Below are 23,250 nucleotides of genomic sequence, written 5' to 3'. Positions count from 1 at the left end.
AGTCCGATCTTAGCATGAGGAGATCGTATCTGTGCAGAAGGGGAGCATGGCGCTGGTGGACAGTCACGTTCACCTGGACCGCTACACGGACGACGAGGTCGGACGGATGGTGCGTGAGGCCGCGCAGGCCGGCGTGGGGACGCTGCTGACCATCGGCACGGATGCGCCATCGTCACGGGCAGCGCTGAGGCTGGCGGCGCGGCATCCGTCCGTCCTGGCAGCCGTCGGCGTCCACCCGACGCGGCTGGAGGTGAGCGGCGGAGCGGCGGGGGCCGCGCGGAGTCTCCGGCAGCTGCTGGGCAGGGACCTGCCCGGGCCTGTGCGTGCTGCCCCGGGCGGCGTGGCGGCGCTCGCAGTTGGCGATGCATCACCAGTGTCGGTGGGCGGCACAGCCCCGGCGGCGATTGGCCGCACAGTCCCGGCGGCGATTGGCGAGGTGGGCCTGGATGCTGCTGCCCCGGACCTGGACGGGCAGCAACGCTTCCTCGCGGCCTGCGTGGCGCTGGCCGCCCAGCATGCGCTGCCGCTGGTGCTGCACGTCGTCGGCGAGCCGGCCGTCCACGAGGCGGCACTGACGGTCGTGCGAGCGCAGCCGGCGGTACGGACGGTGGCCCACTACTTCGTGGGCGGGCCGGCCCTGGCTGCGCGGTATCTGGAGGCGGGCTGCTGGATCTCGGTCGGGCGGCCGGTCACCCGCCAGGCCGAGACGGCGGTCCGCGCAGCCGTCCCGCGCATCCCGCTCGACCGGCTCCTGCTCGAAACAGACACCTACCCGCTGCCGGGCCGCGCCACCGAGCCGCGCGACGTGGCGACGGTCTGCGCGGGCGTGGCGGAGTTGCACGGGGCGTCCGTCGAGGCCGTAGCGGCGGCCACCACGGCGAGCTTCTGGGCATGGCTCCGGGGCGGGACGGCAGGCTTTTGAAACTTGCCTTCTGTCACACACCGGCCTACGATGGTAGGAAACCCGCCACGGAGGCACCACATGCACCGCATCATCGTCGCGAATCGCCGTGGTCACCAGGTCGTCGAGTGGGATCTGGATACCAACACTGAGGAGGCGCGGGAGCGGATCGCTGAGGCGGAGCGGATCATCCGAGAGGCCCGTGAGCGTGGGTGCGTGGTCTCCAAGAAGGTGGACGGCAAGCATGTGCTGGACACCGCCCCGTTCGACCCGAAGGTTGAGGAGTACCAGATCATCGCGCCGATTGCCGGCGGCTGATTCCGGCCGGTTTCGGGTTCTGGGTTTCTGGTTTCAGGGCTGGGTGACGCCGGCGTCCGTGGTGGCACGCTGCCGTACGGGCGTCCTGGCGCGCCGCAACCCTCTGGCGTCACCGGTGACCGCGTGAGAGGCTCGATGTTCGATCTCGGGCGCATCTGGCGCTGGCTGATCCTTGCCGATCCGGTCCCGCCGCCCGACGCTGATGGCGGCGCGGCCAGCGGCGATCTTGAGCAACCGTGGCTCCGGAGCAACTGGGAGCACTTGCCAAAGCGCTCGGCCGGCTGGGACTTCACGCGGGCGGACTACCGCGAGGCGCGCAAGCGTGCCCTGGAGGTCGCCCAGACAACCCTCGGCGATGCGCTCTGGGCCGACTTGCAGCGGGACGGCTACCTGGAGCTGCCGTCCAGGCTGTTCGAGGGCATCACCTATCGGCTGCGGGTCGGCCGGCGGATCGAGGTCCGCGCCGCGCCGGGCTACCGCGTCCCCTGGGTCTACCCATACCTCTGCATCAACCCGACGTACCCGCTGCCAGAAGTCGAGTTCTTCGCGCAGTTGTACCTGTACGTGCGGGACCGTGAAGAGGAGATCGTGCGGGTGGCCGCGCCGCAGCCGTGGGACCAGGCGCTCGGCCGGACCTTCTAAGAGACGGAGACGATCTCAGGTTCCTGGTCCGGTAGCACTGCCCTACTTGAGGCAGTCATGGGCGTGCCAGCGCCCCGGCTGGCCCGCCTGAGGGGCAAGGCGCGCCCTCGGAACGCGCCCGTCACGCCCTCGCAGCCCCGTTACTCCCCGACAGCGCGCGCCAGCTCCTCGGCGCTGGTGATCTGCCCGACCCGCCTCAGGAACTCGCCGGGCGAGCCGCTGGCGGCCCGCAGCCAGCCCAGTTGACGGGGGATCGGGTTGACGCCGGCGGCAGCGTCGCCGTAGCTGCCGTAGAACGCGAAGTACGCCTGATTCAGCTTACGGATCTGAAAGCCGGCGGTCAGGAAGTCCTGGCGGCGATCCCGCAGGTACGCCTCGGCCTCGTCGATCTGGCCGGCCCGCAGCAGACGGTCAAGGGTGATGCGCGTCTCGCGCATCAGGCTGCGGAACTGGAGCAGCGACGGCTGCGCGCCGGACGGCTGGTCTGGCGGGCGGGCCGCCGGCGACTCCAGATCGAGGCTGCGGGCGATGCGTGGCCCAAGCTCTCGGGAGACCATCTCGGCAGCCGTCTCGTTGATGGTGCGGGCGTCCTGGCTGCTCCAGTAGCGCCGTCCGAGCGGCGTGAAGAACAGGTAGCCGTGAATCCACTCATGGGCCACCGCCACGGCAGCGTCGAGCGGTCGGGTGTTCTGGAGCACCATGGTCGGGTAGGTGGCGAGGCCGCCGATCTCCACCACCAGCGAGGAGTAGCCGAGGTCGTCGGTGGCAGCTTCCAGGCGCTCGGCGTCCGCGACGGAGACACCGGGCCGCAGCAGCTCAGACTGCACCACCGAGACACGGTCCCGCCGCGACACGATCAGCACCTCGGGCGGCGCCGTGAACGTGAAGGCGACCGGCGGAAAGAGGATCTGCCCGCTGCCAGACCAGGGCGCGGCAGTGGTCAGCCCCTCCTGCCAGAGGACATCCGAGACCGCACGCTCGAAGGCGCGCTCGGCCGGGACTGCCAGCGGCTGACGGTCTGACGGGCGGGCCGCGAAGTAGGCGGCGACGGCGGCGCGGTCGGCCGGCCCAGGCACCGGGTGCGCGCCAAGCAGGCCCAGCCCGATGCGGTCGCCGCGCTCGGCGAGGCGGGCAAGGTGCCAGTCCACCAGCGGGAACGCCAGCGGCGCGGCAAGCTGGCGCACCCGCAGCTCGGCTGGCAGCGGCGTGTTACCTATCAGCAGGAGCAGCAGCGCCACCAGACAGAACGCCACACGCGCGCCGAGAGCAGCCGGGGAGCACGCCCGGCTGCGCGCCAACAGACGAGGGCGGACGCTGGCCAGTGGGAAGGTCGCCATACTCGATTGTACGCGCGGCCGAGCGGGCGGCTCTCGAAAACACGAACGCTCACCCCGGGCGACGGACGCGGGCCTCCTGCGCAGGGTGACATGGTGGAGCGCAAGCTCGGTCCGTTCAGGATGACAGCGAGCAGCCGAAGCTCCACTCTGGTGAGACGGAGCGTGCACGGACTCAGGCCGACGCCATCAGCCGCCCTGGCGAGAACAACGCGATCTCCGGCACCGAGTCGCCGGCCAGCGCGGCGGCCACGCGCGGCGCGAGCGCCGGCAGGTAGATCAGCGGGCTGACGAGGCCGCTCACCAGCCACGTCCCCGGCGCGCCCGGAACCGGCCCGGCCAGCGGCAGACGGTCCGCCGAGAACGAGACCGGCCGGTGCGACAGCGTGCCCGGCTGCTGCGCGAGCTCCGGGTAGAACTTCGCCACCTCGGCACGGATCAGCTGCTCGGCGTCCGGATGCGGGCCGTCCCAGAACCCGGAGACGGCCCGGCTCATCTGCCCGAGGCGGACCCGGCCGTCCGGCATCTGGACCACGCCCAGCTCGGCGCTCGGCGGGATCGGCAGCTCGGAGCCGTCGCCGGCCGCGAACTGCGCCGCATGCTCTGGCCGGCACATCGCCAGCTCCAGGGCGGCCCGCGTCCGCTCCATCGGCAGGCTGGCGATCACCACGTGCCGATACTGCTCTGGCCGCGGCTCGATTTCCACGATCTCGGCGTGCGTATGGTGCAGCGGCAGCGCGATGCCGCACCCCTGCAACAGGCGCGCCGTCCACGCACCTGCCGTCAGCAGCACCTGCCCCGCCGAGAGCGTTCCATCCGAGGTCTCGACGGCCGGCGATGCCCCCTCCAGGTGCAACGCCCGCACGTCAACCCCGGTCCTGATCTGCGCGCCGTGCATCCTGGCGCCCTGGAGCCAGGCCTGCGTCGCCGTGATGGTGTCCAGCCAGCCGAGCGAGCAGACTGCCGCGCCGACGGCCGCCCCGGGGCGCAGCGTCGGCTCGAGCGCGTACAGCTCATCGCGCCCCACCATCCGCCCGACGAACCCGTGGGTCTCCCCATTCGCCACCAGCCCGGCGAGGTTGTCGAGCGCCGTCTCATCCGGGGCCAGCACGACGATGGGTCGGGCGTAGAAGCCGCTCGGCGTGCCCAGCTCCTCGGTCAGTTGCTGGTGCCGCGCCAGCCCCTCGCGGCAGAAGTCGCGGAGGCGGTCGTCGGCAGCCCCGGCCAGCCAGTGGGTGCCGCCCATGCTCCAGCGCGTCGCCCCCTGGCCGCCCGCCTCAGCGCGGTCCACCACCAGCACTCGCTGGCCCCGGCGCGCGCACTCGTAGGCAAGCGCTGCGCCGACCACGCCAGCGCCAACAATCAGGACATCTGGGGCGGCGAGCCGGCCCTCCATAGACCTTCCTCCCGTTATCGGATGCAGTACCGTGACGTATGGCGCGCGCTCGGGGTGACGCCTGCGCCTGGGGCAGCAGGCGACCGATCTCTGAGGCGGCAGCCGGACAACCAGCCCGGCCCAGCGCGCGCAAGCCGCCGCCGCAACGTCGTGACACTCGCGTGGCGCGGAAGAGCGGAGCATTCCTGGCCCGTCTTCCGGGGCGTGACTATAATGGAGAACGCTGACCACGCTACGGGGCGCTGACCCGGGTGTGGCCTGGATCGTCGGCTGAGGAGCAGTGGCGGGATGCATGGAGACCAGGTGACGCCTGCTTCGGCGTGGACTGCGACACCCTCGGTTGACGAACAAGCGGTAGCAACGGAATCACGCGGGGACTCGGCCCGCTCCCTGGTCTGGGAGATCGTCCAGACCGTCCTGCTGACCATCGCCATCTTCCTGGCGGTGCGCTCGGTGGTCCAGAACTTCCGCGTCGAAGGCGCGAGCATGGACCCGACCCTGCACACCGGGCAGTACCTGCTGATCAACAAGGTCATCTATGCCCGCGCCGATGGAACGCTCCTTGAGAGCCTTGTCCCCGACCGCACCCCCAACGACACGCCGAACTACATCTTCGGCGGGCCGTCTCGCGGCGACGTGATCGTGTTCCTCTCGCCGGGGCAGACCGATAAGGACTTCATCAAGCGGGTGATCGGTCTACCAGGCGAGACGGTCCGGATCGTCAACGGCCAGGTGTTCGTCAACGGGAAGCCGCTGGACGAGCCGTACATCACCCACAAGGCCACCTACGACCTTGAGGCGAAGGTCGTGCCGCCCGGCCAGTACTTCGTGCTCGGGGACAACCGCCCGAACAGCAGCGACTCGCACCTGGGGTGGTTCGTGCCGGCCAACAACCTGATCGGGAAGGCGTGGGTCAGCTACTGGCCGCCGACCGACTGGGGCGTGATGAAGGTCGCCGCCTACGCGGAGTAGGCTCGCCCACAACGAGTGGCGCCCCCGTCCGTCGTCCGGGCGAGAGGTGCACTGTCACGCCTCAGCAGCCGCAGTCAGCCAGCCCTTCTCGCGCAGCACGTTAAGCGCCACGGCGATGTGCCCAGCGTCAAACATCCGCTTACGCGTGTTCCATGCATGCACGCGTGCAGTAACCTCGGGCGCTGTCTGTACCCCTTCCTGCTCGGTCACCCAATGCACGGTTGCTAGCAGTTCCATGCCGAACGGCGTTTCGAACCCCTCAATCAGGTCGGCCACCCGGTCGAACCGTGCACGCGTCGCCGGGTGATCCTCCAGGAACCTCTCGGCCCGGACACTCGCCTCAAGATTCAGTTCAATCTGTCGATCAGGCCGCTCAGCACCATCGCCGAAGCCAAGAATAAAGTGGCCATCGATGGCACTCAGCACGTGACGGAGATTCTCGGCGTACGGCCCGTACGGCGCCTTCTGATACCGTAACCGCAACGGCTCGCCCGCCACCTGCATGAAGTACATCAGCTTGTGCACTTCCAGCAGGCTCACGGCAGGGTCCATCACCGCCCCCAGATACCGCCGCATCAGCCCAAGCAATGCCGCGCGCCCCTCCGTCATCGTCGGTACTCTGGCCTCACGGGCCACGACATCTGGCGACGGCTCTCCCACCGGCTCGAAGAGCTGTACCTGGACGTCCGGCAGATCGGCGAACGCTCGCTCGATCCTCGGGCGAACGTCAGACCACCGCAAACCGCCCAGACCGCACCCCAGCGGCGGTATCGCAATCGAGGTGATGCCGCGCGCCCGGACTTCTCGCACAAGCGCCATCAGGCCGGACTCGATGTCCTCCAGCCGGCTCTTCCCCTTCCAGTGGCGCTTCGTCGGAAAGTTGATGATGTAGCGCGGGTTGGTCAACCGACCGAGATCGTGAACCAGCATCACGCCGGGCCGGAGCTCCTCCCGGTTGCAAACCACCCGGTACGCTCGGTAATTCTCCGGGAACGCCTTGCGGAACTGGAGCGCCACGCCGCGCCCCATCACGCCCACGCAGTTCACCGTGTTGACGAGCGCTTCCGCGTCTGCCCGCACCACATTGCCACGGGTCAGCTTGATCACCGGCTCGCCTCCCCTCGTGGCTGGACGATCTAGTAGTACCATGGTACTTCAACGCTCACCAGCGGTCGATGGTTCGCCGCCGAGATTGCATCGAGCGCCTTTGTCGCCGTTGTCCGGTTCTGAACGCCGATCCGCTCCACCAGGCGCCACGGAAACAGCTCGTACATCAGGAACTCGGCCTGCTTGCCTTCCTTGATCTCTGGCGGCTGCCAATTGTGCGCGGCAACGGCCTGCCAGTTCACCTGATCGAGCTGTCGCACGTCCTTGTAGAACCGGGTATAGAATGCCCCAGCATTCCCATCGCTGAACGCCCACCGGCGGGCGGCTGCATCAGCCCAGGCCACCACCCTGTGCAGGTCTGCCTCCAGATGGACCAGCGGCCCCTGCCCACCACGGTAGGTCAACTCAGGGTGGTTGCCCATGTGCAGGATATACAGCATCATCGAGCGTGGGCAGAAGTAGAACGGCACGTACTCGCCCACCTTCGTCCCGGGATGGCAGCCGACCTCTAACCGCTCCAGTCGACGCGCCTTGATGCTCGACATCCCGACGACCTCGCAGTCCATCCCCTGCGAGATGCGTTCCGCATCGGACCACAGCACGCCCGCCGCCACGATTCTCTCCAGATTGTTGACGTGCGTGATGTGGTAGATCTTCGGCCGATCTGGAACTCGTGCCCCCTGTTCTGCCATCGCTCGCGCCTGCCGCATTCTTCTGAATAGACCCCACCGCACTCCGGCAGCGGACCTGACGACCAGACACTGTCCGGCTCCCCCTCTCCGCGCCGGAGATGAGATCGGCGACACGGGGATCCGCCGAACGTGAGGGGCCAGCCCGCCCTGAGCCTGCGAAGGGTTCGTGGAAGCCGATAGTCGCTCCGCGCAGCGGGTCGGGGGTGAGGGGCGGCCTCTCTTGGGCAAGGGGTGAAGGCCTTGCCTGCCTCAGTACATCGTCACCGTGTAGGCATCCTTCAGCCCCTGCTCGATCTGCTCCGCCGTCATCCCCACGCCCCGCCGTGTCCCGCTCAGCAGCGCGCCGCCGGTCGGGACCGTCGCCAGATCCGGCCAGGCGGCCGGCTCCCACAGCTGCGAGCGCAGGAACGCCTTCCCGCAGTGCAGGAAGCACTCCTCGACCTCGACCCCGATGCCGAACCAGGGCCGCTTGCCCTGCACCTTCATCGAGTCCAGCAGGTCAGGATCGTTGGTGATGCTGGCCCGGCCGTTCACCCGTAGCGTCTCGTGGCGGCCCGGCACCAGGAAGATCAACCCGATCTGCGGATTCTCCAGCAGGTTCCGCAGCCCGTCGAACCGCTTGTTGCCCGGCCGATCCGGGATCACCAGATGCCGCTCGTCCAGCACCTTGACGAATCCGTTCGGATCGCCCTTCGGCGAGACGTCGCAGCGGCCATCGGTGCTGGAGGTTGCCAGCAGCACAAACGGCGAACGCTCGATGTAGGCGATGCACTCCGGCGTCAGGTAGGTCGTCTCCTTCTTGATCGCGCCCTCGCTCGCCTGGCCCATCAGATCGCGCAGCTCTGCCTCGGTGCTGATGACGTGCTGGAACATCGGACCCTCACCCTCCCGGTGCGCTGGTACAGGGAGTGTAGGCGATGCCGTACCCTCTGCTACCATGGGGCGTCGCCACCCCCTCGCAGGAGCCACTGTGCCCACCACCGCCCCGACACGCGAGGTCTACTGGAACATCCAGGGCATCTGGATCATGTACGCGCTGGTCGTCGTCGCGGCCGTCGCCTTCGCGTACGGGGCGTATCGGTACTACCTGCTGCTCGCCGCCGGGCAACCGGCCGACCGCTTCGACCAGCCCGGCCGCCGCGTCAAGCTGCTGCTGTCCCACGCCCTCGCGCAGGGCCGCACCCTGCAGCGGCGCTACAGCGGCTTCGCCCACCTGCTGTTCTCGTGGGGCTTCGTCGTGCTGTTCATCGGCACCGTCGTCGTCTTCATCCACGAGGATCTCGGGCAGTTCTTCCCGGTCTTCCGCATCATGCAGGGCGACTTCTACCTCTGGTTCCAGTCGCTGATCCTCGACGTGCTCGGCCTCGGAGCCGTCATCGGCCTCGGCCTGACGATACTCCGGCGCTCGGCCGGCCCCGAGCCGCGCCACGACCGGCTGTACCGCCCGGGCGATCCCCGCAGCATCCTGGATGACTGGCTGATCCTCGGCGGCTTCCAGGTCATCCTCATCACCGGCTTCGTCATCGAGGGGGCGCGGATCATCGCCACCGCCGATCCATGGGCCATCTGGTCGCCGGTCGGGTACGGGGTGGGGCTGGCGCTCTCGGGCATTGGCCTGGGCGCGGGGGCCTTGCGCGGGCTGCACCTCGGCCTCTGGTGGTTCCACCTCGTGCTGGCGCTCGCCTGGATCGCCTACCTGCCCTACTCCAAGCTGCGCCACATCTTCGCCGGCCCGGCCAACATCTACTTCCAGAGCCTCGAGCCGAAGGGCGCCCTCGCGTTCATCGACATCGAGAAAGCGTTCGAGCAGGATCCGCCGCCCATCGGCCTCGCGAAGCTCTCCGACCTCACCTGGAAGGATCGGCTCGACGTGCAGGCCTGCACCGAGTGCACCCGCTGTGAGCTGGCCTGCCCCGCGTCACGCACCGGCAAGGCGCTCTCGCCGATGCTCCTGATCCTCGACCTTCGCAACCAGCTGCTGACCGGATCTGGCCCCACACCGTACGCCCGCACCCGCAAGGCGCGCGGCGACGACGGCGACGGCGCCGCCAACGTCACGCCGACCGGGGCCGTCAACCCGGCCCTGGCCGCTCCAGGCGCCCTGCGGGCCGCCACTGCCGCCCCTGCCGCCGAGGGTGGGAGTGGTGGAGAGCAGGCCGCCGCCGCGACCGCCGCGACCGAGCCAGCCTCGGATGCTCCCGCCGTCCAGCTCGTCGGCGATGTCATCACCGACGCCGTCCTCTGGGACTGCACCACCTGCCGCGCCTGCGTCGACGCCTGCCCCGTCTTCATCGAGCACGTGCCGAAGATCGTCGAAATGCGGCGGAACCTCGTGCTGGTCGAGAGCCGCTTCGAGCCAGAACTACAGCGCCTCTTCGACAATCTCGAAGCGGCCGGCAACCCCTGGCGCTTCCCACGCTCTGACCGCGCCAACTGGGCCAAGGCCATGGAGACGCCCATCCCGGTCCTCGGGGAGGATGTCACCGCCGACGAGATCGACGTGCTCTACTGGGTCGGCTGCGCCGGATCGTACGACGAGCGCAACCAGAAGGTCGCACGGGCGCTGGCCGGGCTGCTCCAGACCGCCGGCATCCGCTTCGCGATCCTCGGGCGCGGGGAGACCTGCACCGGAGACCCCGCCCGCCGTGCCGGCAACGAGTACCTGTGGCAGATCCTGGCCGGCGAGAACGTCGCCACGCTCAACGAGCTGGGCATGGGCAAGCCAGAAGACGGCAGCCCACCCTCGAAGACGATTCTGGCTTCCTGCCCCCACTGCTTCAACACGCTCAAGGATGAGTATCCGCAGCTTGGCGGCCTGTACACCGTCCGCCACCACGCCGAGTACCTCGCCGAGCTGGTCAGCAGCGGCACGCTTCGGCCCACCGTCCCGCTGAACGGCAACGGCAGTGTGGCCTACCACGACCCCTGCTACCTCGGCCGCTACCAGGACATCTACGAGCAGCCCCGCGAGGTGCTCGACGCCATCCCCGGCCTTGAGCGCAAGGAGGTCCGGGCTGGCTGTCGTCGCAACGCCATGTGCTGCGGGGCTGGCGGCGCCAAAATCTGGTTCGAGGAGCGCAGAGGCACGCGGGTCAACCACCTGCGGATGGAGCACATCCAGGCCGAACAGCCGGATCAGGTGGCCGTGGCCTGCCCCTACTGCATGATCATGCTGGAGGACGGCGCACGCGCCAAGGGCGTCTTCGAGACGCTCCCGATCCTCGACATCTCGGAGTTCCTGACCAACAGCCTCGCCGCCCGCACGAACGGCCGCCCACCCGCCGAGAGCCCACCGCCCTCGCCCTGACCTCTAGCGAGCCAACTCAAGGACTGCATTCTCCTGCGTCTCGGGATGTACAGAGTCGAGGTGCAACTGCACACGACGGATAAGCTCTGGGAGCGGCAGCACTTGCTCGGCAACCACGATACCTGCGTGCCGACGTCCCAGGGTTTTCCAACGCTGATCCAGGCGCAGGAAGTCTCCGACATTGAACGTGAGAATGGCGCGCCCCTGATCGGTTGCATACTGCAACTGCGACTCGTCCGAGATCCACTGATTTGCGCGGCCGGCCCACTGGCAACTCTCGATGTCGTAGCCCATCCGGGCCAGGACCGATGCCACGCGTGGATTCACCATTTCGTCGGCGAAGAGGCGGATGCCAAGACCGGGCATCAGCGAGCGCGTAGTGCGTTCAGCGCCCTTGCGTTCCGCTCTGTGTCCTCGTTAACGCGCTGAGGATATTGCTCGTAGTAGGCCAGGGCTGCTGCCACCTGCTCGGATCGCAGTTGAGGGAAGGCTTCCACCGTCTCATCAACATTGCCAAGCTGCCGGAACGCTTCCACGACGAGCCGCACGGCAATTCTGGTCATCGCGATGACCGGGTAGCCGCCATTGATGTCAGGGTACTCCGCGATCAATGCGTGACGATCTTGGTGGCTGCGCTCGATCATGGCCCGTTATCCCACGTAGTTCCGTCGTCGGTATGAACCCTACCACCTGGGTGGACTGGTTCCAGGCCGTAGCGTCGGCGATCATGAGGGCCCCAGGTCTTTTCGGCAGCCGCTTCCCGATCCGAACTCCATTCATCAACCCATGTCAGGGACGTTCACGATCCTACCGGCTGAGCGCCGCCTCGGCCTGGCGGGTCAGCGCGAAGCTCGCGTCCTGGAGCCGCTGCGTGAAGTGGACCGGCGACTCGCCCGGCTCCAGGCGCAGGGGCGCTCCGAACGCAATCGCCAATGGCCCCTTCCGGATCAGGATCGGGGTGTCCCCGACCATGAACCACGGCTTCAGGTGCTCGTCCTCCGGCATCACGCCCTCGGTGCCGGCCAGCCCGAACGGCAACACCGCCGCATCGAGCGCCGCCGCCAGATGCCCGACGCCCGGCTTGAACACAGCACTGGCGAGGCCAGCCCGCTCCTCGGACGGCGGCGTGTGGCGGCCCTGCGGGAAGATCAGCAGCGGGTTGCCACCCTGCACCAGCCGAGCCAGCACCCGCAGACTCACGTCCTGCTCGCCGTACTGACGGAGCGGGTAGAGGCCCAGCGCCAGGATGGCGTACCACGCGGCCGGGCCGGGCATCGTGTCGAAAGCGTTGGCGCGCGCCGCCACCACCAGCCGATTCGACAGGCTGGCGGCGGCCGGGGTCTTCGCCAACGCGGTGCGCACCAGCGGCTCGTCGGCGTGGGCGTGGTGGGTGCCGGCCAGGATCAGCCGCTGTGGCAGGCCCGTCAGGTGCTCCTCGCCCAGCACCACCGTCTTCGTGACCCAGGTGCGGTAGGCCAGCGTCAGTGGGAAGCGCAGCCCCCGGAAGACGCGCCCCCAGGTGTACGGCCAGAGCGGCTGGCTGGCGTTGATCCTTTCGGAGCCGCGGCGCGGTGCACCGCCCGAGCCGGCCCCGACCGGCGGCGCTTTCGCCAGCGTCTCGCGGACCTGCGCCACCGTCATGTCGAGCGTCAGATCGGACTCGCCCACGGCCTTGCCGGTCTTGTCCTCCAGCGCCAGCCCCAGGTCGAGCATCGCCAGGCTGTCCAGGCCAAGCTCGCCCAGCGTCTGCGCGTCCGTGACGGAGGGCACCTTCGCGACCGTCGCCACGGCCTGCCCGACCGGGTCGTCGGCAGCCAGGGTGCTGTCGATGGCCGTCGCCTGGACCGCCTCCGGCAGGGGCAACAGGTGCCGCCGGACCTTCAGCGTCGAGGTACGCGGGAAGTCGGGGTCGGGCCACCAGGAGGCCGTCGCGACGCGCTGATGCTGCGCCAGCCGACCGTTCGCCGCCGCCACGATGGGGGAGACGTCGCGCTGGCGCTCGGCCTCGCTGGCGGGGATCAGATACGCATGCAACACCATGCCGCCGCCCGCCGTCGGCACCCCGATGATCGCGGCGTCCTTGACGGCAGCGTCGGCCTTGAGGGCCGTCTCCACATCCTCCGGCCAGACGTTCAGGCCGGACGGCAGGACGATCAGCTCCTTGGCGCGGCCGGCCAGGAAGATGTTGCCCTGCTCGTCGATCCGCGCGAGGTCGCCCGTCGAGTACCAGCCGTCGTGGAGCACCTCGGCGGTGCGCTCGGGGTCTTTCCAGTAGCCGCGCATCACGTTCGGTCCGTGCGCCTGCAGCTCACCCTCGGGCGTCAGGCGCACGCTGACGCCACGCAACGGCCGCCCGACGCTGCCGACGGGCGTCGAGCCGTCCGACAGGCTCCCCGCGATGATCGGCGAGCACTCGCTGGTGCCGTACCCCTGCACCACCCGGACACCCATCTTCTCCCAGAGCCGCTGCGTCTCGGCAGGGAGCGCCGCGCCGCCGGCCGCGAACAGCCGCATCGAGCCGCCCATCTTCTTGTGGATCGGAAAGAAGAGCTTGCGGCGCGCCCCGAACGGCAGCCGATCCGCCAGCTTGAAGAGGGCGGTGTAGACCGGCGCCGGCAGCTTCTCGCGGAGCTGCCCGTCGAGCGTCTGCCCCATGATCGTCAATAATTGTGGCACGGCCACCATGTGGGTGATGGCCTGCTCCTGGAGCACCCGCAGGATGTCCGGGCCGCGCCGGCTCGGTACGTAGTGGATGGCCGAGCCACGCGAGATCGGGTAGAGCATCCCGCAGGTCATCTCGAACAGGTGCGAGAGCGGCAGGATGCTCGCCAGACGACAGTCCGTGTCCAGCGGGATGACGTCCGCCGCCCCGACCAGCTGTGAGGTGAGGTTGCTGTGCGAGATCATGCAGCCCTTGGGGTTGCCCGTCGTCCCTGAGGTGAAGAAGATCGCGGCCAGAGCCTCAGCGGGCTGGGTCCACGGCCCGCTGGCAGTCCCGCCACGCGACCCCGGCTCCCACCACGTCACGCTCAGATCGTCGGGCGCCCAGGCCGGCGGCTCCTGCCCGTCCACGACGATCAGGCGCGGCTCGACGCGCTCTACGATGCGCGCCGCGGCGTCCTGGTTCATCTCGCGGTCGAACGGCACGACAATCGCGCCGAGCTTCCAGCAGGCGAACAGGTAGATCGGCGTCTGCCAGGAGCTGGGGAGCCAGGTGATGACGCGGTCCCCCTCGCGGATGCCACGTTGGGCCAGCTCGTCGGCCAGCCGGTCGGTCAGGTCGAGGAGCTGCCGGCTGTCGACCGTCTTCCAGAGCAGCCCCTGCTGACTGCCGAGCGCGATGGCGTTGGGCCAGGCCACGGCACGCTGCCGGACAACTTCGTACAGGTGCGTGAACATCGCCGCTTCCGACTCCAGATCGTCGCGCGCAGCGGACAGCAACACAGGTGGCCGCCGCGCCAGTCGTGCTTCAGGATGATGGTCGCTGAGGATGGTTGTTATCAGGATAGTGGTTGTAGCGTACCGATCATTGTGGCCGGTGTCAGTGTTTTGCGCGACATCTTTCACAGATCGTCACGATTGGTGGCACGCCGCGGCGCGGCACGGCGCACGTGAGCCTGTCGCGACGCACACTTCCTGAAACACGATGGTCTGTGCAAACCGCTGTGGTATCCTCGAATGCATACGCGGGGGGTCTGCTACCGTGCCACGAGTCTTCCGGCTTCTTGCCTTCCTGTTCCTTGTCACCCTCGGGCTGCCGGCGGTGCAGCCGGCCGTTGCTCGGGCCAGCGCCGTCAGCGCCCTGGCAGCCGTCGAGCATGCGTCCCAGGCAACGACGCCGGACCTCGCGCAACAGGGCGGTGCGCAGCCCGGCCCGATTGTCCGCCAGGCGTACGACCTGCTGCTGGATCGGTTCGTGATCCCGACGAAGCCGGGCGACATCCTGAATGGTGCACTGAACGGCGCGCATTTTTACCTGGAGAGCAAGCAGGTCGCCGATCCGCTGGCCGAGCGGCCGGCGTTCACGGGCAATCGCAGCGAGGACTGGCGGCTGTTCCTGCCGGCCTACGCCAAAATGAAGGCGGCGCTGGGCGACAAGGGCCCGGTCGAGATTCTTGACCGCGCGATGGTGGACGGCATGGCGCGGTCGTTTGACGAGCCGCACACCTACTACCTCCCCCCAGAGATCTACCGGCAGCAGATGGCCGAGCTGCAGAACCGCAATCGGTACTCTGGCGTCGGCATCCAGATGACGCAGGATCTGGTCATCACGGACGTCTTCGAGGGCAGCCCGGCTGAGGCGGCCGGCCTGATGCCGGGCGATCAGCTCGTCGCGGTCAACGGCGAGTCGATTGAGGGTCTCACCTCGGCGGACACCAGCACGCGCGTGCGCGGAGAGAACGGGACGCAGGTCACGCTGACGGTCCGACGGGGCAGCGTGGCCGAGCCGATCACCAAGACGATGACGCGCGCCACGATCTCCTACGACTGGATCCGCGCGAAGATCCTCGACGGCAACATCGGCTACCTCCAGATCCGCACGTTCGCCGTGCAGGATGCGCTGCCGCTGTTCAACCAGGCGATGGAGAAGTTCGCAGCAGCGGACGTCCGCGCCCTGATCATCGACGTGCGCGGCAATACCGGCGGCGTCGTGGCGACCGGCGAAGAGATCCTGAGCCGGATCATGCCGCAGTCGAAGCCGATCTACCGACAGGTCGACCGGCGCGGCGAGCGGACCGTCTCGACCTGGGGCGACTACTGGAACCGCGACATCCCCATCGCCGTGCTCACGAACGGTAACAGCGGCTCGATGAGCGAGATCATGGCGGCGGCGCTTCAGGAGAACGGCTTCGCGCGGATCATCGGCACGAAGACGGCCGGCGCAGTCGCGGCGGCGGTGCCGGTCGAGATGGTGGACGGCTCCGGCCTCTTCGTGACGGTCCAGATCATCAACACGCCGAACGGCCGGGTGATCAACAAGGTCGGGCTGGAGCCGGATGACGTGGTCGAGCTGGACCCGGCCCAGTTCCGAGCCGGCAAGGACACGCAGCTCGAGGCCGGCCTCGCCTACGTGCGGTCCAAGCTCGGCGGCTGACACTCGGCATCGTGACGGTTCGCTGACGGCAAGCAACCCGCATGGGGCACAATCCTCGTGCGGGTTGTTTGTCGCCCGCCCCTGACCGATCCCTCCGCATGCTCTGAGGCCACCATCTATGTCATCTCGTCGCCTGCTGCTCTGGCTCCGGCTGCTGACCGGGGCAGGGTTCATGTACCAGGGCGCCGCGCACATCTATGGGATGTGGGATCTCCGGCAGCTCTTCGCCGAGCACACGGCCTGGCAGGCCTGGCCCGTCGTCGGCGGGATGCAGCCGCTGGAGATCACCCTCTGGATCGCCTTCCTCGAGTTCGGGATGGGGGTGTTCTTGTTCGGCGGCCTGCTCACCCGCTTCCTGCCGGCCCTGGGCGTTGTGCTGTCAGGCTTCCAGCTGCTGACGCTGGGGCTGGCAGGCGGGCTGCTGAACGTTTTCCTATGCGCGGCGGCGCTGATCGTGAGCGTCAAGGGTGGGGGCGGCGGCACGATGGACTCGGCGCTCGGGGCGATGCAGCGGAAGTCCATCGAGCGGCAGCGGGAGCGCGACGCCGAAGCCGCCCGCCTGAAGGCCGAGAAGGCGGCAGCCAAGGCCGCGGCCGCCGAGCGCTAACAGCGCCGGGCCTCCACGCTGACCCGCCATCGTGCCCGGGCGCCAACGCCCCCTGCCAACGTGGCAGCACGACGCGCTCACCGCCGGCGCAGGACATGCCGGCGCAGGACATGAAGACGCCCCCCGAGGTCGTGGTCTCGGGGGGCGTCAGGGTCGCGTCGGGCGCGACGATCAGCGAGGCGCGGGTGGCCTCAAAGGAGGATTGGCCTCAGGAAGCGCGTGCGGCGGGCTGGTCGGCAGCGGGGCGAACCTTCGGCGGGCGGCCCCGGCGCGGGCGCAGCTCTTCGGCGCTGAGCGGGCGGCGGTCGACGAAGATCTCCTCCGTGTCCTGCAGCCACAGCCGGCCCGCGCAGAACGGGCAGCGCATCTGCTGGACGGCGGCGGCGTGCTCCGGCCGCAGCACGCGGACGGATGTCGGCGTGAACTTGCGAGCGCGGGGCCCCTGAGCACTGGCGACGGTGCGCGCGCAGAGCAGGCAAGCGAGGTCCCCTCGGACTTCCCACCCGCTGAGCGGCAGTTGTTCCTGCATGATGTTCCCTCTCTCGGCGCCCTACAGCAGGCGCGCATGTTTTCGTGTCCCCAGTGTCGCGCACGGCGCTAAAGCCGGCATGAACCAGAGATAAGGCCCGGATAAGAAAGCCGGAGCCCGCTTCGGCACAGCAATAGACGCGACAATGCGCCAGACCATAGGCAAATCCCTCGTCTGTGCGTCGCCGCACATCGATCCCTTCAATCATCGGCCGAATCGGCAACTTTTCCAGGGGGGATCACGCCGAACAGCGTCAGGCTGACATGAGGTTTTTGTCGCGACACAACGGGCGCACCCGTCACCCCGTCACGTTAAACTCTGGCTACGCGGCAGCGGGCGAATGCCTGCCACCGCTGCATAGAGGGCGCTGAGACCGCCCGCCATCTCAAGCGGCGGAAGCCTGCCAACGCCAACACCCCGGTCTGTCATCCCGATCGCGGCGAGGAACGAGCCTTCCTCCCCGTCATCCCGACCGCGGCGAGGAACGAGCGGAGTGGAGGGATCTTCCTCCGTCCCGGTGCTCGGTCGACCGGGGAAGATCCCTCGACTCCACTCGCAAGCTCGTTCCGCTCGGGATGACGGGGTGGGGGGTTGCAAGCCCTGCTCTGAGCTTGCCGAATGGGTAGTTCCGCTCGGGATGACGGAGCAGGATGCACGCGCGTTCCGCTCGGGAGGCGCAGACGCTGTCAGCTTCGTCCTGGCACGACCTTAGCCGGCCGAGGCGGTCTGGCTCCGGGGCGCGCGCCGCTTGCGCGGCCCGCCGGTCCGGCCGAGGTACGGCCCGATGGCCGAGAGCAGCCCGAGCGCCGTGAAGCCGCCCATCAGCAGCGTCGCCTGCTGGAACCCGCTGGCGTAGGCCGCCGGCAGCGCGCTCGGCGCGACGCCGACCAGCGCGCCAGCCATGATCGTGCTGGAGAGCGTCACGCCGACGGAGTGGCCCAGCTGGCGCGTCGTCTCGACCATCCCCGAGGCGAACCCGCGCTTGCCGTCGCCGGCGTGGCCCATGACGGCCGTGTTGTTGACCGTGGTGAAGCCGCCCAGGCCAGCCCCCAGGAAGACGGCCACTCCGAGCAGCGCCCAGTACGGCAACGTCCCGCCAAACAGCCCGAGCGTCACCAGCCCGGCCGCGATCGATGCCAGCGTCCCCCAGGCGAACATCGGCGTACGGAAGCGGTCGTAGAGGTAGCCGGCCAGCATCGAGCAGCCGACCATCACGATCTGCTGGATGAACATCATCCGGCCCGTGTCCGTGGGGGCGAGGTCGCGCCCACGTTCGAGCAGGAACGGGATCAGGAATGAGGACGCCAGCATGCTCATGTGGGCGATGCCGTTGGCGAACACGCCGCTGGCGAAGCGGGCATCACGGAGCATCGAGAGCAGCAACAACGGCTGCGGCACGCGCTGCTCGACCCACACAAACACGCCGAGGATCACCAGGGCCAGCAGGTGCATCGAGAGGTGATAGTTCGCGCCTTCCTGGAAGCTCGACTCGCCTTCGTGGAAGTGGCTGAGCGAGAGCATCGCCACGGTCAGCCCGGCAAAGAGGAGGATCGCACCGAGCCAATCGATCTTCTGCCGGTTGCCGCTGGTCGCGCCGCGCGGGAGCCGGGTCGCCAGGGCCAGCGTCACCAGGGTGATCGGCCCCATCACGTAGAAGGTCCAGTGCCAGGACAGATACTCGACGGCGAAGACGCTGAACGCCACGCCGACCAGCGCCGCCACGCCCGCCGAGGTCGTCAGCACGCCGATGGCCAGGCCGCGCCGGCCCGCTGGGACGGCCTCAGAGACAATCGCCAGGCTGGTGCCGAAGACCATCGCCGCGCCGATGCCCTGGATGGAGCGGGCAACCACCAGCGTCTCGAAGGTCGCCGTCAGGCCGGCCGCCACCCCGGCCAGCCCGAAGATCGCGACGCCGCCGGCGAAGACCTGTCGGTGCCCGACCACGTCGCCGATACGCCCCGTCACCAGGACGGCGCCCACCAGCAGCAGGAAGTAGGCGTTCATGATCCAGCCGGCCGCCGAGACGTCGATGTGGAGATCGGCGCTGATCGTCGGCAGGATGGCTGAGACCGGCCCCATCCCCCAGCTGACCAGCAGGTAGCCCAGGCTGACGGTCAGGATGGTGTACCAGCCGGCGCGCGAGACGCTGACGGCGGCCCCGTCGGCGACGCTCCCAGAGGCTGACATCGACGACGATGGACCCGGCTCAACGGACGGCGTTGTACTGGGCGCGGTGGCGGGCACGGCCCCTCCCCTTCTGCACGGGAGATCGTAGCATGCCGGCAACCGGCGCTCATGCGGCGCGGCGGGTTACAGCTCCGTCAGCACCAGCGGCTCGGATGCCCACTCGCCGTCGAGGATCGGACGGACGAGGCGCGCGAGCTTGCGCGGCGCCAGGATATCCGTCGTCGCGAGCAGCTCGTCGTGCGTCCACCAGCGGTGGTCTGTCAACACGATCTTCTCTTCGGCGGTCACATTGTCCTGGTTGATCTCGACGGTGTCCACGCGGACCACGAAGAACCGCTCGTCGAAGTCGAGCGTCTCGCCGTCGAAGGTGACGAGCCGGCGGCGCGTCCAGACGCACGGCCCCAGCTCCGGCACCCGGATACCCGTCTCCTCCCACAGCTCGCGGTGCGCGCCCGCTTCGAAGCTCTCGCCGGGCTCGACGCCGCCGCCCGGCGTGATCCAGAACTTCAGGACCGGCAGGCGCGGATCCTCGATGCGGAGCAGCAGCAGCCGGTCGAGCGGATCGACGACCAGGACGCGCGAGGTCGGGCGATAGCGAGGCGCAGGCTGTCTGGACACCCTGCAAGGATACCCGAGCACGCTGACACGGTTCGCCGCACGTTCCATCCGTGCTTCTCTTTCCGTGCTCCTCTTACCGCTGCGAGTCGAACACGCGACGAACAGTGTGCTACCGTCCAACGATATAGGTCGCTGTCCCGTGGGATTCGGGACAGATGTCAGGCGTGGAGACATCGCCGCCCCCCGACACTGTACTGGCCGAGTGCGCGTGATGGACACGGCCGTCGTCACGCTCACTCGGCAAGCTGTGATCCCGAGGTGGCGGATGCTGGGGGTTCGAAATGTCAGGTCCGAATGACGACAGCCACAAGATTGAGATCCCGAAAGGCGCTTTCCTGCTGCTGATCCTCTTCCTGATCGTGATGGCCGCACTCTGGGCCAATGTCTATCTCCGCGTGGTCTGGAGGGCATGACCGATGACCCGTGACCAGATGATCGAAGCGTCCTGGATCGTCCCCAGCGCGCTGATCCCAGCCATCATGCTTGTTCTCCTGCTGTACGCGACGTTCTCGGTCGGCGCGCACGTGCCGACGCACGAGGAGAACATCGATCCGAAACTCGTCGCCCAGACCGCTCCGTTCAATAACCCCGGCCTCTTCGATCGTGGCAACGGCCAGTACGACGTGGTCATGGTCGGCCAGACCTGGAGCTTCCGCCCGAACGAGATCCGGGTGCCGCTCGGCGCGCGCGTCACGTTCACGGTGACCAGCCAGGACGTGATTCACGGCCTGCGAATCGAGAAGTCCAACGTCAACATCATGCTGATCCCCGGGCAGGTCGGGAAGGCGACGGCCCACTTCACAGAGCGCGGTGAGTTTCTGCTCGTCTGCCACGAGTACTGCGGGGTCTCTGCCATCCCGACGCTCGGCCACCAGGCGATGTACGGCAAGGTGATCGTCGAATGAGCGCGGATCGCTCCTTCCGCCTCCACATGCTGACCAGTGAGGGACTCCCGTGGCGACTGTAGCCGTCGACTCCCTGCCCATCAATGACACGACCCGCCCGGACGTCGCGGACGCCAGGACGAACCGCATCACAGCGCTGTTCCTTGGCGTGGCCATCGCTGCCGTCGCGCTCGGCATTCTGCTCGGCTTCCTCCAGGCCCTGGAGCACGCCGGCATCGATCTCTACCCCTACCTGAAGCCGATCATCCACTCGTACTACCAGGGGCTGACGCTGCACGGCGTCCTCAACGCCCTGGTCTGGACGACGTTCTTCATCTGCGGCTTCCTGCTCTACATCACCGTCCAGGCGTACCGCCGACCGTTGACGCACCCGGGCCTGGCCGAGATCACGTTCGGGCTGATGGTCGTCGGCACGGTGATGGCCGCCATCCCGATGCTGCTCGACGAAGCCACGGTGATGTTCACGTTCTACCCGCCGCTGCTGGCGCACTGGTCGTTCTACCTCGGCCTGACGCTGGTGGTGGCCGGCACCTGGCTGGTGACGCTGCTGGTGTCATTGGTGCACTGCGCGTGGCGCAAGGAGCACCCGGACGAGCGGATGCCCCTGCCGGGCATGATGTCCATCGCCACCCTGGCGATGTGGTCGATCGCCAGCTCCGGCATCGCCCTGGAGATGATCTTCTTCAATCTCCCGCTCTCGCTGGGCGTCATCCCGGAGACCAGCCCGATCATCGCGCGGACCCTTTTCTGGCTGACAGGCCACCCCATCGTCTACTTCTGGCTGCTGCCGGCCTACATCTCCTGGTACACGCTGGTCCCACGCCAGGTCGGCGGAAAGCTGTTCAGCGATCCGATGGCCCGCGTCTCCTTCATGCTGTTCCTGGTGCTGTCGTCGCCCATCGGGCTGCACCACCAGTTCACGGACCCCGGCATCTCGTCGACCTGGAAGCTGGTTCACGCCTTCGGCACGTTCGCCGTCTTCTTCCCGAGCCTGTTGACCTTCTTCAACGTCGTCGCGTCGCTGGAGAACGGCGGGCGGGCGCGCGGCGGCACCGGCTGGATCGGCTGGATCTTCAAGCTGCCCTGGAACGACCCGACCGTGACGCCGCAGATCCTGGCGATGCTGACTTTTGTCTTCGGCGGCATCGGCGGTCTGATCAACGCGTCCTACAGCATGAACCTGGTGATCCACAACACGGCGTGGATCGTCGGCCACTTCCACCTGACGGTTGGCGCGGCGGTCACCCTGACGTACATGAGCCTGAGCTACTGGGTGCTGCCGCGCACGCTCGGCCGGAAGCTCTGGGCGCCGCAGTTGGCGATGATCCAGGGCTGGCTCTGGTTCTTCGGGATGATCATCTTCTCCAACGCGCTGCACCGCCTCGGTCTCCTGGACATGCCGCGCCGCACCGCCATTGGTATGTCCCCCTACGTGCAGGAGATCGCCACACCGGTCGTTCAGGAGTGGCGGGCGATCCTCCCGCTGGTTGCCATCGGTGGCACCATCCTGACCATCAGCGGTGTCCTGTACATCCTGATCTGCGTCATGACGGCGTTCTTCAGCCGCAAGGTCACCGTCCCGAACGGCGCACTCCTATTCTCCGAGGCCCAGGCTGACGCGAGTCACGCCCCGCGGGCGCTCGACCAGTGGCGGCCATGGGTCGCGACGGCCATCGTGCTGATCCTCGTCGCGTACGGCCCCACCTTGCTTGAGCTGATCGGCACGACATCGCTCAACGTGCCCGGCCGCAGAGTCTGGTAGCGGGTATCATTCTGGCGTGATCGCTCGCGAGCATCCCCCGCGCAACCACAATCGCTGATCCAGGCGGCCGCCGCTGCACGCGGTCGGCCGCTCTGGCAGTCTGATCTCGGAGACTGGCCCATGAATCCCACTGTCAAGCGTCTTGTTCTGCCGGGCCTGGCAGCGGCCACGCTGCTGATGTCGGCCTGTATTCCGACGCCGCCGCCACCTCCCGCCAAAACCGAGGGGGCAGCGAAGCCAGCGGCAGCGGCGTCGAAGCCGGGCGGCGGCGGCGGCGCTGGCGATACCGACGCCGGCAAGACGCTCTTTACTGCGAAGGGCTGCATCGCCTGCCACGTGGCGCCGGGCGTGCCGGGCGCGGTTGGCACCATCGGCCCAAGCCTCGCCGGCATCGGCGACGCGGCCAAGCGGCCGAAGCTCGCCAGCGGCGAAGACAACACCGCTCCGAATATCCGTGGCTGGATCAAGGATCCCCAGGCGAAGAAGCCGGGTACGATGATGCCGGCGCTCGGCCTGTCGGACAAGGAGTCTGACGACCTGACCGCGTTCCTGATCACGCTCAAGTAGCGTCCGGGCGCTTCGCGCCCCCGACGCCAGACCTCGTACACGCGCCCCTGGCTGGTCACCCTGACGTGGGGCCACCAGGGGCGTCTGCGTTCCACCAGCATCCGCACAACACCGGCATCCGCGCAACACCAGTATCCGCGCAACACCAGTATCCGCGCAGCACCAGCGCCGGGCTGGCAGCGCCAGGAGCCTGCCAGCAAACCGACCGAGCGACATCCACCCCGCATCCTGTACCCCGCATCCTGCCCAGTGTCGGGCAGCCCCGCACGAAGGAGAGCACCTGCCATGCGCCTCGGCTATTTCATGATGCC

Annotated in this window: 21 protein-coding genes; 10 read left to right on the top strand and 11 right to left on the bottom strand. The window is 68.3% G+C overall.

What is annotated here, in order from left to right; genetic code table 11:
- Positions 1-31 precede the first annotated feature (31 nt).
- From IT306_14960 to IT306_14950, 3 genes are all read left to right on the top strand, one after another.
- Entirely contained in the window at positions 32-922 is an 891-nt protein-coding gene (locus IT306_14960; protein ID MCC7369728.1) for a TatD family hydrolase, read from the top strand.
- 60 nt (positions 923-982) lie between these two features.
- A complete protein-coding gene (locus tag IT306_14955; GenBank protein ID MCC7369727.1) occupies positions 983-1,219 on the top strand; it encodes a hypothetical protein in 237 nt (78 codons plus the stop codon).
- A 165-nt stretch (positions 1,220-1,384) separates the two neighbouring features.
- Entirely contained in the window at positions 1,385-1,861 is a 477-nt protein-coding gene (locus IT306_14950) for a hypothetical protein (GenBank protein ID MCC7369726.1), read from the top strand.
- Positions 1,862-2,001: 140 nt separating this feature from the next.
- On the opposite strand, the gene IT306_14945 is transcribed toward IT306_14950, so the two are convergent.
- Complete coding sequence (locus tag IT306_14945) at positions 2,002-3,114, bottom strand: hypothetical protein (GenBank protein ID MCC7369725.1); 1,113 nt, start codon at positions 3,112-3,114, stop codon at positions 2,002-2,004.
- A gap of 256 nt (positions 3,115-3,370) precedes the next feature.
- Positions 3,371-4,591: an FAD-binding oxidoreductase gene (locus IT306_14940; protein MCC7369724.1), complete on the bottom strand. Its 1,221-nt coding sequence runs from the start codon at positions 4,589-4,591 to the stop codon at positions 3,371-3,373.
- Positions 4,592-4,894: 303 nt separating this feature from the next.
- On the opposite strand from IT306_14940, the gene lepB reads away from it, so the two are divergent.
- Positions 4,895-5,563: a signal peptidase I gene (gene lepB, locus IT306_14935; protein ID MCC7369723.1), complete on the top strand. Its 669-nt coding sequence runs from the start codon at positions 4,895-4,897 to the stop codon at positions 5,561-5,563.
- A gap of 54 nt (positions 5,564-5,617) precedes the next feature.
- Here lepB and IT306_14930 read toward each other — a convergent pair whose 3' ends face one another.
- The 3 genes from IT306_14930 to IT306_14920 form a co-directional block, all read right to left on the bottom strand.
- Positions 5,618-6,670 carry a macro domain-containing protein gene (locus IT306_14930; GenBank protein ID MCC7369722.1) on the bottom strand — a complete coding sequence of 351 codons (1,053 nt, stop codon included), beginning with the start codon at positions 6,668-6,670 and terminating at the stop codon, positions 5,618-5,620.
- 29 nt (positions 6,671-6,699) lie between these two features.
- Complete coding sequence (locus IT306_14925; GenBank protein MCC7369721.1) at positions 6,700-7,362, bottom strand: DUF4433 domain-containing protein; 663 nt, start codon at positions 7,360-7,362, stop codon at positions 6,700-6,702.
- 249 nt (positions 7,363-7,611) lie between these two features.
- Complete coding sequence (locus IT306_14920; protein ID MCC7369720.1) at positions 7,612-8,235, bottom strand: pyridoxamine 5'-phosphate oxidase family protein; 624 nt, start codon at positions 8,233-8,235, stop codon at positions 7,612-7,614.
- Between the two features lie 97 nt (positions 8,236-8,332).
- Here IT306_14920 and IT306_14915 point away from each other — a divergent pair, with 97 nt between their 5' ends.
- The gene (locus tag IT306_14915) at positions 8,333-10,669 is read left to right on the top strand and encodes a hypothetical protein (GenBank protein MCC7369719.1); all 2,337 of its coding nucleotides are present in this window, start codon (positions 8,333-8,335) and stop codon (positions 10,667-10,669) included.
- Positions 10,670-10,672: 3 nt separating this feature from the next.
- Here the strand turns inward: IT306_14915 and IT306_14910 are convergent, their stop codons facing one another.
- The 3 genes from IT306_14910 to IT306_14900 all read right to left on the bottom strand — a co-directional run bounded on the left by IT306_14910 (position 10,673) and on the right by IT306_14900 (position 14,113).
- Complete coding sequence (locus IT306_14910) at positions 10,673-11,035, bottom strand: DUF5615 family PIN-like protein (GenBank protein ID MCC7369718.1); 363 nt, start codon at positions 11,033-11,035, stop codon at positions 10,673-10,675.
- Positions 11,035-11,313, bottom strand: coding sequence for a DUF433 domain-containing protein (locus IT306_14905; protein ID MCC7369717.1), 279 nt, complete (start codon positions 11,311-11,313; stop codon positions 11,035-11,037). Before IT306_14905 ends, IT306_14910 begins: the two co-directional genes overlap by 1 nt.
- A gap of 163 nt (positions 11,314-11,476) precedes the next feature.
- Positions 11,477-14,113 carry an AMP-binding protein gene (locus IT306_14900; GenBank protein ID MCC7369716.1) on the bottom strand — a complete coding sequence of 879 codons (2,637 nt, stop codon included), beginning with the start codon at positions 14,111-14,113 and terminating at the stop codon, positions 11,477-11,479.
- 259 nt (positions 14,114-14,372) lie between these two features.
- On the opposite strand from IT306_14900, the gene IT306_14895 reads away from it, so the two are divergent.
- Together IT306_14895 and IT306_14890 are read left to right on the top strand one after the other, a co-directional pair.
- Entirely contained in the window at positions 14,373-15,764 is a 1,392-nt protein-coding gene (locus tag IT306_14895; protein MCC7369715.1) for a PDZ domain-containing protein, read from the top strand.
- A gap of 118 nt (positions 15,765-15,882) precedes the next feature.
- Positions 15,883-16,371: a hypothetical protein gene (locus IT306_14890; GenBank protein MCC7369714.1), complete on the top strand. Its 489-nt coding sequence runs from the start codon at positions 15,883-15,885 to the stop codon at positions 16,369-16,371.
- A gap of 208 nt (positions 16,372-16,579) precedes the next feature.
- Here IT306_14890 and IT306_14885 read toward each other — a convergent pair whose 3' ends face one another.
- The 3 genes from IT306_14885 to IT306_14875 all read right to left on the bottom strand — a co-directional run bounded on the left by IT306_14885 (position 16,580) and on the right by IT306_14875 (position 19,753).
- Entirely contained in the window at positions 16,580-16,900 is a 321-nt protein-coding gene (locus tag IT306_14885; GenBank protein MCC7369713.1) for a hypothetical protein, read from the bottom strand.
- A gap of 708 nt (positions 16,901-17,608) precedes the next feature.
- Positions 17,609-19,144 carry an MFS transporter gene (locus IT306_14880; protein ID MCC7369712.1) on the bottom strand — a complete coding sequence of 512 codons (1,536 nt, stop codon included), beginning with the start codon at positions 19,142-19,144 and terminating at the stop codon, positions 17,609-17,611.
- Positions 19,145-19,210: 66 nt separating this feature from the next.
- Positions 19,211-19,753: an NUDIX domain-containing protein gene (locus IT306_14875; GenBank protein ID MCC7369711.1), complete on the bottom strand. Its 543-nt coding sequence runs from the start codon at positions 19,751-19,753 to the stop codon at positions 19,211-19,213.
- Positions 19,754-20,136: 383 nt separating this feature from the next.
- On the opposite strand from IT306_14875, the gene IT306_14870 reads away from it, so the two are divergent.
- From IT306_14870 to IT306_14860, 3 genes are all read left to right on the top strand, one after another.
- Positions 20,137-20,610, top strand: a complete 474-nt coding sequence (locus IT306_14870) for a cytochrome c oxidase subunit II (protein MCC7369710.1) — start codon at positions 20,137-20,139, stop codon at positions 20,608-20,610.
- Positions 20,611-20,659: 49 nt separating this feature from the next.
- Positions 20,660-22,372 carry a cbb3-type cytochrome c oxidase subunit I gene (locus tag IT306_14865; GenBank protein MCC7369709.1) on the top strand — a complete coding sequence of 571 codons (1,713 nt, stop codon included), beginning with the start codon at positions 20,660-20,662 and terminating at the stop codon, positions 22,370-22,372.
- 120 nt (positions 22,373-22,492) lie between these two features.
- Positions 22,493-22,939: a c-type cytochrome gene (locus IT306_14860; protein MCC7369708.1), complete on the top strand. Its 447-nt coding sequence runs from the start codon at positions 22,493-22,495 to the stop codon at positions 22,937-22,939.
- Positions 22,940-23,250 lie beyond the last annotated feature (311 nt).

It is taken from the genome of Chloroflexota bacterium (assembly GCA_020850535.1).
Classification (GTDB): Bacteria; Chloroflexota; UBA6077; order UBA6077; family JACCZL01; genus JADZEM01.
This window is presented reverse-complemented; position numbering and strand designations above follow the sequence as displayed.